Here is an 11,364-nt window from a genome sequence, read left to right as displayed (position 1 = left end):
CACCCAAACCGGCCACCGCCCCGACCCCGACCTCTCCCGCCTCCTCGAACCGAAACCCAAGAGCCGCAAACCCTTGCTCCTCGGCGGAGTCGGAGCACTCGTCGCCGTAGGATTGGCCGCCGGCATCGGAGTGTGGGCAACCCAGGGCAATTCGGGCGGGACGGGGCCGGCGACCACCTCGGCATCGGCCGCCGCGACGACGACCGCGGCAGCGGCGTACACGTCGGTTGCACAAGCGCGCGAAGCGAATCCGACGTTCGCGGGCAAAACCATCACGATCGTCGATGTCACCAACGACGGCAAACTCGCCATCTACCTGGAGGGCACGCCGCAGACGAAATTCCTCGAGGACCTGGGGTTCGTGTACAACCTCAATTATTCGAAGAAGGGGGACGAGCCGTCGCCGCGGCCGATTTCGGACACGGACTACGACGCGTTCAAATTCTCGGACGACAGCTACGTTCTCGCGGTACGTAGCGACAAGAGCGCCGGAGGCGGAGGGCTTCTGGGGCTGCCTTTCCAGCTGACCAGCTCACGCGCCACTGTCGTTCCACTCGACGATGCTTCCACCGTTGCGGCGATTCGCAATTGGGGTGCGAATTCCGAGCAGGCCATGCTCACCAAGCTGGTGCCATTGCTGCACGACCGCGTGCGGTAGGAGCAAAGCAAACCGCAGACTGCATTTCATCCGCGGAGATGGCAGGAAAATGTATGGGGAGGGATATTGCGAAAGCCGAGTATGCCGACAGCCACGCTGCTGGCGGTCGTCGTTGCGTTCAGCGCCGGATGCGGCTCCGGCCAAGGAGACTCCGAACGGATAGATCCGTCTCCACATGTCAGCGTGAGCGACCTCGACGTCGGCAGTTTCACCACGTCACCAGGCAAGATCGGAAGCCCGAACCCTGCCCGGGCCAGGATCATGGAGGGACAGCGGCTCGGTAGCGTCGCTCCTCTCGCGATGGAAATCGATCCCCGCTTCAAGTTCCAGACCGGTGTCACCGATTCCGACGTACACGCATGGCTGGACCCGTCGATCGCGGGCATCGACTCCGAGAATCTGGATGACGACACAAAAGGATTCATCGCGGGTTACTACACATGGGGAAGGTCCGAGAAGGACCTCGGAATAGCCCAGACGATTTCGTACTCGGTACTTCTGTTCACTGATCAGGATTCTGCGACGCGCGCAGCCAGATCTTTGTACGATCGCACGCTTTCGGATCACATACATGGATCGCCCGAAATGGATTTTCAGCCGGTATCCATCGACGGGCGCCCCGATACACTGGCTTACTGGGTTCCCGGTGAAGAATACCTGCATTCGTATACCCCGCATGGCCGATTCGTCATCTATTCGAGCGTTTCGGACGGCGCAAAGAATAAATTGCACGAAGAATCGCGGGCGGAGTTGACCGAGCTGACCACCAAAAGTCTGGCGGTAATTACTCCTGCGATAGACCGCTTCACGTCGACCCCTCCCGAACAACTCGCCACGGCGCCGGTCGACCACGACAACCTGCTCGGCAGAACACTGCGCCGCTCACCAACCGACAGCGCCAAGGACGCACCTGGATTCTACGACCGGCACGCCGCGCTTCATATGTCATCGGATCCCGGCGCTGATGCCGAATTGTTTGCCGCAACCGGAATGGATTGGATGGCCAGTAACGGGAGCCGCCTCTATCGCGCGAAAGACGCCGCCGCCGCGCAGAAGCTGCTCGTTGCCCACTCCTCGCCGGAGAAGCTCGATCGACTGGTCGGCTCGCCCAAGAATCTCCCTTGGATTCGATGCTATGAATACCGGGGCGATGATTACGGGAGATTCAGATTCCGCTGTTATCTCCGCTACGACGAGTATGTTTCGGAAGTCAGTTCCAACCAGCTCATCGACGTTCATCAGCGGGCATCCGCTCAATACGCGATCCTGGAGAACTCGAACTAGCTGCGGAACCCTGTCATGAATCGAGCCCTCATGAGCAAACTCTCACGCTCTTTGCTACTAACTTTTGCCACATTGGTCACCGTGACGGGTTGCGGCGACGTCAGGTCCGGTTTCCCGGTGGCCGGAGAGATCGATGTCCGACACCTTGATATTGGACAATATCCGATCGAACCCATCGATACCTATCAGGAATACAGCCATACTGTAGAGAACGGCTCGGCGCTGGCGGAAATTCGATTGATGAATCACCTGGTAACCGGCCTCGATGTAGATCCGAATCTCAAATACGGCACCGGGGCTCAGAATTTGGAGAAGAGCTGGGATTTCGAACGAGTCCTGTCGAAAGCAGGTGCTGCCGCGGCAGTTCAGTACAAGCCGATGTTCGGTTTCGCCTCCGGAAGTAGCGACCGCGAGCCGGACCCGACGGGCCAATCTATACCGTCTGCCACGCTGATCACGCTCGCCGTAATGCAGTTTCCGAGCAGCGACAGCGCGAATCGCGCCGCCTCGGACATCGAGAAGGCGGACTTCGATGTGGCACCCGATAGAAACCAATCCGTGCACCTCGGGAAGTATCCAGAAGCTCATTCCCATTGGCAGCCCGGAACGCCGACGATCGGCTCGGTGGTTGCCCGCGGTCAATATGTAGTCAGCACGTTCGTGCAGACACCGGATGGAAAACTGGACAGTCTCACGAGTCTCGTCGAGAAGACGTACGACAAGCAGTTGCCGATGCTCGACTCCCTGTCGCCCTTGACAGCCGAGCAAGTGCTCAGGCTGGAACCGGGCACTGACGACATGATGAGAAGGGTCATCAATCCGAACCAGTACTACCTTCCTCGTAACGGCTCGCTAGGCACATACGAGGAGCGCGGATTTCTGCAACTTCAAACCGATAGGGCCGAAGCGAAAACGCTCTACGAATCCACACGTATCGATCGTTTCGCCGTTTCGGATGCCTATAGCCTGATGTCGAGGGATTTCAATTCGGGAGGAAATGCACAGGCGTTCGGAAAAGGCATAATGAGGAATGTCGACGGTGGCGCCGTCGTGTATCGCAGTGCCGGCCAATCCTCCGCACGCGACGCCTACGACAAGCTCTTGACCGAACCCGATGCCCGCTCGACACCGAAGAACCTTCCGAACTCCAAATGCAAACAGCTTCCCGACAACGGCTATTATCGACAGTTCAGTTGCGCTGTGCAGTACCGGAATTATGTGGCCGTCACGTGGAGCCGCCAGCTCGACGACGCGCAGCAACGCGCAGCCGCACAGTACGCGTTACTCGCCAACAGTGAATGGATGTAGCAACGCGGGAGAGAGACCAGGGTAGCGACACAAAAGAGCTGGCCGCATTCGATCGGGAATGCGGCCAGCCCTTTCGACAGCCCCGTGATCAGCCGCCGATGATCTTCGCAGCCAGAATATCCGCGCCCTGCATCGCCTCACCAGCGTTTATGGTCTTGACGCCGAGTTGCGCGAGCGCAGCAGACATTTCATTCGACTGCTGGCTCCAGTTGACCTGGACCTGCTGGAACGCCTCGGCACCGGCACCTCCGAAGTTTTCACTCATGAACGCCTGGAACTTGCGCTCCATGTCCTCGAGCTCGGAGGTGATGTTCTTGGCGACGGTATGGAGCTCGCTACCGCCGTCGTTGATACCACCGAAGTTATATGAGATCGAACCGAAGTCGGCCATTAGTTCTCCCCTTGTGTATGTACGTATTCAGGATGATCGAGCGAGGTCCAGGCTCACATGTTCAGCAGCGAATCCACCTCTTTGAGGTGGTGCAGCTGATCCATCTCGACATGGCCGTACTTCTTGTTGACATCCTGGAGGTTGTCGGCATTCTGCAGGAGACTGTCGTTCATTCGCTTCGCTGCATCCAAGAAGCGTTCGAAGGTCGCCTGCAGGGCATCGCCGGCCCCGCCCTTCAAATGATGCGCCAAGTCCGCTGCGCTGGACCGCGCGGTGTTCACGTGCCCCTCGATAGTGGAGTGCAGCTGGTTCATCTCACTGATGAACGTATCGAGTTTTCCACCATCGAGATTGAATGACTGCGCCATAATAAGCTCCTCTGGTTTCTTCACCGTCGCCTGCTGATGACGGCAGTGGTGGTCCCTACATGAGAGTTGGACGCAGCTCGAGCGCTGCCGGTTCCAACCACCTATCCCGATCCGACCGTGCGAGACCAAGCGATCGGCTACTCAAACGGTCATACGTCATGATTGACGGTTTGCCACCTCCCCCTTCGACATCGGACAGCTGCCACTGACCGAGAGTGTCCAATTGGCACCTAGCGTGCCATCCGGCAGACGGGTTGTCCACAATCATTCCGGGCTCCATGCCGTTTGGATGAGGCTGGTACCCGCGCGCGTGGCCAGCGTGCCGCGGCCCGGCGGCATTTCGCTCGGCCGGATGCCCGCCAGCAAGATGCCCTCCTCACGGTTACCGCTCATGACGAGAGCGGTCGTGCCCACATCCTTCATCCTCGACACCAGCGGCTCGTACAGTGCCCGGGAGGCTCCACCCGACCTCCGGGCGATGATCAGATGGAAGCCGATATCCTTTGCGTGCGCGAGGAACTCGGCCAAAATCCCCAGGGGGTTTCCGCTGGACGTGGATACCAGGTCGTAGTCGTCGACGACGACATAGACCTCGGGACCGGTCCACCATGAACGATCACGCAACTGCTGCTGAGTCACGTCCGGGCCCGGCATCCGCTTGCGAAGTAGACCCGCGAGTTCGGCCATCATCTTCTCGAGTATCTCCGAGGAGGGTGCGTAGCCGGCCAAATGATCGGTCTCGATCACACCCAGTAGGGTTCGGCGATAGTCGCCGAGGATCAGCTTCGCCTGTGTGGGTGCATTCGATTCGAGGATCCCTCGGATCACGTTGCGCAACAGGTTCGTCTTACCGCATTCGCTGTCACCGAAGATCAGGAAATGTGGTTGCTCGGACATGTTCAGCAGGACCGGTGCCAGCTCGGATTCGTTGAAGCCGATCGGAATTTGCAGATTCGGCTGGCGGGTGTCCACACCTGCCGGCCAGTTGCCGAGACTGCGCAGAACGTCCTCGCGCGTCAGCAACTCCGGAAGCATGCGAACCTGCCGCGCCGGTCGACCTGGAGTCATTCGCGCGATCGCCGCTACGGAATCTGCCACGCCTGTACCGAGGTTCTCCGGATTCGAGTCCCCGTCCACACGAGGCAAAGCCGTCAGCATGTGCTTTGCATCCGGAGTCATACCGCGTCCCGGACGGCCCTGTGGAACCATGGCAGCGACACGACGGCCCAGATCGGAATCCATCGGGTCACCCAGGCGAAGTTCGATGCGGGTGCCGATCTGGTCTTTGAGGGCGGGACGCGCTTCGGCCCAGCGGTTCAGCGCGATCACGACGTGCACACCGTACGAGAGCCCCTGCGTGGCAAGGTTCATGATCGGCTGTTCGAGGGCATCGAAGTCCTGACGGATCGATCCGAAGCCGTCGACCACCAGGAAGACATCGCCGAACGGGTCCTCGTGTGCGCCCGCGGCCGCAGGACTGGTCGACGGATCCGTACCGCGCAGCCTGCGGAAGTCGGCCATGGACTCGATGCCCAGTTGGCGGAAACGCATTTCGCGCTGACGGACGATGGTGGTCATTTCCGAGATGGTGCGGCGGACTTTGTCCACATCCAGGCGCCCCGCCACCGAACCGACGTGTGGGAGGCCCTCGATCCCCGCCAGCGTGCCACCACCGAAATCGAGGCAGTAGAACTGCACCTGTTCTGCGGTGTGGGTCAACGCCATACCCATGATCAAAGAACGGAGTGCGGTCGATTTACCGGACTGGGGGCCACCGACAATTGCGACATTGCCGCGGGCACCGGACAGATCGATCACCATGGGGTCGCGCCGCTGATCGTACGGACGGTCCACTGTTCCTATGGCAGTGCGCAAACTCGCTACCGGACTGTAGTCACCGGTCAGAATCGAGCGTGGGATGAGCTGATCGAGGGTCGGCGCGTCATCCAACGGCGGCAGCCAGATTTCGTGGGCCGCGCGACCGTGCCCCTGGATTCGCGACACCAGCATGCCCAGGTTGGAGATCTTCTCGGCGCCTTCGTCCTGCTGGACCTCATCGACCAGGCTGGGCTCGGGAGGCAATGGGAGACGGTCGCTGGCACGGAAGGGCACCTGCCCGGCAACGAAGGGACGGGCGTTGATATCGATTTCCCCGCCGACGATTCCCGCCTGAGTCACTTCTCGCTGGGAACCGCCACCCACATAGGCCCCGGAAACATAGGAAGCCTGAAACCGCTGAATCTCACCGGAATCGGACTTCAAATAACCACCACCCGGATTGTTCGGCAGGTTGTAGGCATCGGGAACACCCAATACCTGACGAGATTCGTTGGCCGAGAACGTCTTCAGACCGATGCGGTAGGACAGATGCGATTCCAGGCCCTTGAGCTTGCCTTCTTCCAAGCGCTGCGAAGCCAGGAGCAGATGTACGTGGAGCGATCGGCCCAGACGGCCGATCATCACGAACAGCTCGGCGAAATCGGGGTGCTGACTGAGCAGTTCCGAAAACTCGTCGAGCACGACGAACAACGCCGGCATCGGGTCGAGGTCTGCTCCGGCAGCGCGAGCCTTCTCGTATTCGAGGACATTCGCGAAGTTGCCTTTGTCGCGGAGCACCTCTTGGCGGCGATTCATCTCGCCCGCCAGCGCGTCCTTCATGCGGTCGACGAGGTCCGCTTCCTCTTCCAGGTTGGTGATGATGGCCGCTACGTGTGGAACACCTTCCAAGCCCAGGAAGGTCGCGCCGCCCTTGAAGTCGACCAGAACCAGGTTCAGCTGGTCCGGCGAATGCGTTGCCAGCATCGACAGCACCAGAGTCCGGAGGAATTCCGACTTACCCGAACCAGTGGCGCCGATACACAGGCCGTGCGGGCCCATTCCGCCCTCGGCCGCCTCCTTGATATCCAGGTAGACCGGCAAGCCGTCCGCGCCGACACCGAACGGCACCCGCAGCCGGTCGCGGCCGTAACGCGGCTTCCATCCGTTCTCCGGATTGAAGGTCCCGATATCGCCCAGGCCAACCAGCTTGGCCCAGGTATCGATGACGTCACCACTTTCCTCGACCACGGATTCGCCACCGCGCTGGACGGCCGCCACGCGGAACGGCGCCAACCGCCGCGCGACCTGTTCGGCCTGCCGTGCGCTGATGCGGTCGATGAGGGCGAAGCGTTCCATGTTGCCGGTGGCGCCGCGGCCGACGCATTCACCGTTCTCGACGACCATCTGAATGCCGCGCGAAACCGCCAGGCGCGGAGCGTAACTGCACAGATCGATGATGGTGACGCCCTCGTAGCCGGATTCGCGCAGCGAATCCTCTTCGGCCTCGAGCAGACCACCGTCGACGATGATGACGATGTGGACCAGATTCTGATTGGCCGGCTGGTTGCGGGAGTAGCGAACGCGGTTGTGCAGCAAAGGATTCAGGCCATCGGCGAGTTCGCGGATGGAACCGTAGACCATGCGCTCGGTGCCCACGCCGTCCTGGGAATCCGGGTGCTGGGTGTGCGGGAGCCATTTGGTCCACTCCCATTCGGCGGCGGTGTCGGGACCGCAGACCACCGCGACCAGCACCTGGTCCGGCGCCTGAAACATGCACAGCTGCAACAACATCGCGCGGGTCATATCGCGCGCCTGGGCGCGGTCACCGTTGAGCTGGATGGTGGCGAAGCCCTTGACCGCGATGGCGGTGGGCAGGTCCGGCACCGTGGAATGCGTACGTACGAAACGACGCAGCGATACGGCCGCGATCGGCTCGAGCTCCTCGACCGGGCCGGTTTCCGGCGAGACCAGCCGGGTGGCCAGGCGCTGACCGCCCAGGCCGATGCGCGCGTGGCAGAAGTCCTTGTCCCCCGGACGGCGTTCCCACATGCGGCTGGTGCCGGCCAGCATCCACACCAAACCCGGTTCCGGATGGCTCCATTCGACCGCCGCGCGCTGCTGGGAGGCGGTTTCGTCGACGTCCTTGCGGACCTGGTCCAGGTAGCGCAGATAGTCCTTGCGGTCCTCGTTGGCCTCGGCGGCCTTCTGCCCCTTACCACCCTGACCGGCGAACATGCCGACCATGGAGAAGACCATCATCATCGGGAACATCATGCTCATCGGGTTGGAGGCGATACCTCCACCGCGGGTGAACATGATGGCCATCATTCCGACCATGCCGACGACCATCACGACGGGCATCAGTTTGCCCAGTAAACTGCCAGGTATCGCGCGTGGAATCTCCGGCGGCGGTTGCAGTGTCACTTCGCCGCCCGGTGACCTCGGAACCTCCCGGCGCGCACGACGCTGGAACCTGACAGTGCTCATCGACGGAAGATCCCCCTTCGGCGGCTGTACTGCGGACTCAGTGTAGAGGCAGCGGCCGACATGTCGTACAGTTCGACCAGCATTCTGCACGGATCGGCCGCGCGACCGCAAACCGGAGCGCATGCTGAAACACCTGGTAGAGACGGAGTTGGGGGAAGCGTGACGCACGCGCGACTGGACCATATCGAAGAGGATTCGAGCCGCGGAATCGTCCGGGCGCCCGATCTGGCGCGGGTGACAATTCTGGCCAAGCACACGCAGGTCGATATGGCGATTCCGGTCGACGTTCCGGTCGCACTGGTCATTCCGAGCGTGGTCGACATGGTGGCGCAACACAGCCGCACCAACGATTTCGACAACAGCGGCGAACAGTTCCAGCCGGCCGAATGGGTGCTGGCGCGTATCGGGCAGCCGCCGTTCTCCAATTCGCTCAGCCTGGGCGAGCAGGGGGTGCGCGACGGCGAGCTGCTGATGCTGGAAAGCGCCGATCACGTCGCGCCCAGTCCGCTGTTCGACGACATCATGTACAACGTCGCGATCGCCGACACCGACCATTTCCGCAGCTGGTCGCCGCAGGTCGCGCGGATCACCGGATCGATCATCGCGGTGCTGACCATGCTCGCCGGATGCACCGGTCTGCTGGCCGCGCCGGATGCGATGGCGGGCTGGATCACCGGGGCCATCGCCGCGGTGCTGACGATTCTGCTGGTGGTGGCCGGCACGGTGATGAGCCGCATGTACGGCGACACCGCCTCCGCGCTGGTTCTCGGCGGCTGTGCGCTGCCGAGCGCGTTCGCCGCGGGCATGTTGATCGTGCCCGACCATTACGGCTGGGCGAATCTGCTGCTCGGCTCGGTACTCGTCGGCGCGACGGCACTGCTGGCCTGGCGGGTCAGCGGGGTCGGTCTGGCCCTGTTCATCGGCGCCACAACACTTTCCGTCTTCGCCATTCCCGCCGCGCTGGTCGGCCTGCTCACCTCGCAGCCGGTCAAGGCCGTCGGCGCGGTCGCCGCCGCGCTCGCGCTCGGCGCCCTGTCGCTGGCACCGCGAGTGTCGATGCTGCTGGCGAAACTGCCGCTGCCGCCGGTGCCTTCGCCCGGCACCCCGATCGATCCCACCGAGGACGATCCCGACGACCACCGCGCGCTGCCCACGATGGACGTGCTGCGCACGAAATCCGAACGCGCGCGGATGTATCTGGCCGGCCTCGTCGGCGCGACCACGCTGGTGACCGTGATCGGAGCGCTCGCCTCGACCGATCCGTCCGCGGACAGCCCCTATTGGCCCGGCATCGCGCTGGCGCTGGTCTGCGCGGTGGTGCTGATGTTCCGCAGCCGCACCTACGTCAGCGCCGAGCTGGCGGTGGTGCTGCTCGCCGGCGGTGCGGCCATCCTGCTGATCATGACGGTCGGCGCGGCCTTCGTGGTGGAACAGCCGCTCGCGGTGTTCGGCGCCGCCATGGTGATGCTCATCGCCGCGCTGATCCTGGGCACCATCGTGCCGAACCAGTCGGCGACGCCGCCGATGCGCCGCGCGGTGGAGCTGCTGGAGTACGGGTTCGTCGCCGCCGTCCTGCCGCTGGTGTTCTGGGTAGCCGAGCTGTACACGCTCGTTCGATCGCTCTGAGCCGCGCATGAATCCGAAAATGTTCGGGCGCAGAGCAATTCGAGTCGCGGCGGTCGTCGCGGTGCTGGGGCTGAGCGCCTCGACCGGCGCGGGCGCCGCGACCGCGGACAAACCGGTGGTGAACCCGGGTGCGCTGCCGTCCGGCGGTAACCCGGCGCCGCCGGATGCCACCGAGCAGCCGGCGAATTCACCCTGTGCCAGCACGAGCACCGGCGGTGACGGCCCGACCGTGCCGACCGCGCAGCGCAGTCTGGAACTGGACAAGGCCTGGCAGTTCAGCAGGGGCGCAGGGCAATTGGTAGCGGTGATCGACACCGGCGTGATGCGCCACCCCCGGCTGCCGGGCATCATCCCGGGCGGCGACTACGTCTCCGCCGGCGACGGCACCGACGACTGCGATGCGCACGGAACCTTCGTGGCGGGCATCATCGCCGCGACTCAAATTGCGGGACAAGGTTTTTCGGGAGTCGCGCCGCAGGCGCAGATCCTGAGCATCCGGCAGACCTCGAGCTATTTCCAGAAGAAGGGCGCCGGCCGTGACAAGGGGCCCGACGCCATGCCCGAGGGGTACGGCACCACCCACACTCTGGCGCAGGCGGTGCGCCGGGCGGCCGATATGGGCGCGACGGTGATCAACATGTCCGAGGTGGCCTGCCAGGCCGGGGCGATTCCCGACGACGACCTCGGCGCCGCGGTACATTACGCCGCCGTCGAGAAGAACGTCGTGGTCGTCACGGCCGCGGGTAACAACGACAAGTGCAAGGGGACCAACCCGGTCATCGATCCGCTGGATCCGAGTGCGGATCCGTGGACGAAGGTCGATCTGAACGTCTCGCCCGCGCGGTGGGACGACTATGTGCTGCCGGTGGGCTCGATCGACGACAACGGCCAGCCCTCGAAGTTCACCGTGCCGGGCCCGTGGGTCGGCGTCGCGGCACCGGGTGAGAATCTGACCTCGCTCGACCCGCACTGGGACGATCCGCGCAGCAAGGGGACCGCCGTCGCGAAGGTGGATCAGCAGGGCAAGGCCGAGCCGATCTCCGGAACCAGTTTCGCCTCACCGTATGTCGCGGGGGTGGCCGCGCTCGTCCGTGCCCGCTACCCGGAACTGAGCGCGCTCGACGTCATCAAGCGGATCGAGGCTACCGCCCACGCGCCCGCCGAGGGGTGGAACCCGTATGTCGGATACGGCGCGGTCGACCCGGTGGCCGCGCTCACCGCACAGGTCCCGAACTCGTTGCCGCCCAAGCGGCCCAGTGCCGCCAAGAGCTGGCAACTGCCGGTGCCGACCACTCCCCCGGCCCCCGACCACACCTCCCGCAATGTGGCGCTGATCGGAACCGGTGTCATCGCCGTGCTCGCCGTGCTCGGATATCTCGCCTCGTTCCCGCTGCGCCGCCGCTTCGGTGATCGCGGCGAGTGAG

7 protein-coding genes and 1 pseudogene are annotated in these 11,364 nt (G+C 63.2%); 5 read left to right on the top strand and 3 right to left on the bottom strand.

Going from position 1 to position 11,364, the window contains the following annotated elements:
• The 3 genes and pseudogenes from A5789_RS27000 to A5789_RS26990 form a co-directional block, all read left to right on the top strand.
• A pseudogene (locus tag A5789_RS27000) lies at nucleotides 1-658 on the top strand (serine/threonine protein kinase); the annotation flags it as partial.
• A gap of 81 nt (nucleotides 659-739) precedes the next feature.
• Entirely contained in the window at nucleotides 740-1,942 is a 1,203-nt protein-coding gene (locus tag A5789_RS26995; RefSeq protein WP_155525591.1) for a hypothetical protein, read from the top strand.
• A gap of 30 nt (nucleotides 1,943-1,972) precedes the next feature.
• The gene (locus A5789_RS26990) at nucleotides 1,973-3,250 is read left to right on the top strand and encodes a hypothetical protein (RefSeq protein ID WP_155525592.1); all 1,278 of its coding nucleotides are present in this window, start codon (nucleotides 1,973-1,975) and stop codon (nucleotides 3,248-3,250) included.
• A gap of 88 nt (nucleotides 3,251-3,338) precedes the next feature.
• Here A5789_RS26990 and A5789_RS26985 read toward each other — a convergent pair whose 3' ends face one another.
• From A5789_RS26985 to eccCa, 3 genes are all read right to left on the bottom strand, one after another.
• Complete coding sequence (locus A5789_RS26985) at nucleotides 3,339-3,641, bottom strand: WXG100 family type VII secretion target (protein ID WP_064902160.1); 303 nt, start codon at nucleotides 3,639-3,641, stop codon at nucleotides 3,339-3,341.
• Nucleotides 3,642-3,694: 53 nt separating this feature from the next.
• Nucleotides 3,695-4,009 (bottom strand): WXG100 family type VII secretion target, encoded by a 315-nt coding sequence (locus A5789_RS26980; protein WP_064902161.1) that lies wholly within the window; start codon nucleotides 4,007-4,009, stop codon nucleotides 3,695-3,697.
• Between the two features lie 264 nt (nucleotides 4,010-4,273).
• A complete protein-coding gene (gene eccCa / locus A5789_RS26975; RefSeq protein WP_064922800.1) occupies nucleotides 4,274-8,314 on the bottom strand; it encodes a type VII secretion protein EccCa in 4,041 nt (1,346 codons plus the stop codon).
• A gap of 159 nt (nucleotides 8,315-8,473) precedes the next feature.
• Between eccCa and eccD the strand changes: the two genes are divergently transcribed.
• Nucleotides 8,474-9,940 carry a type VII secretion integral membrane protein EccD gene (gene eccD / locus A5789_RS26970; protein ID WP_063012572.1) on the top strand — a complete coding sequence of 489 codons (1,467 nt, stop codon included), beginning with the start codon at nucleotides 8,474-8,476 and terminating at the stop codon, nucleotides 9,938-9,940.
• A 7-nt stretch (nucleotides 9,941-9,947) separates the two neighbouring features.
• Nucleotides 9,948-11,363, top strand: a complete 1,416-nt coding sequence (gene mycP / locus A5789_RS26965) for a type VII secretion-associated serine protease mycosin (RefSeq protein WP_227462740.1) — start codon at nucleotides 9,948-9,950, stop codon at nucleotides 11,361-11,363.
• Nucleotide 11,364 lies beyond the last annotated feature (1 nt).

The sequence above is a fragment of the Nocardia sp. 852002-51101_SCH5132738 genome, from assembly GCF_001665695.1.
In the GTDB taxonomy this organism is placed as follows: domain Bacteria; phylum Actinomycetota; class Actinomycetes; order Mycobacteriales; family Mycobacteriaceae; genus Nocardia; species Nocardia nova.
Note: the sequence above shows the minus strand (reverse complement) of the source record. Positions and strands in the feature narration are given on the sequence as shown.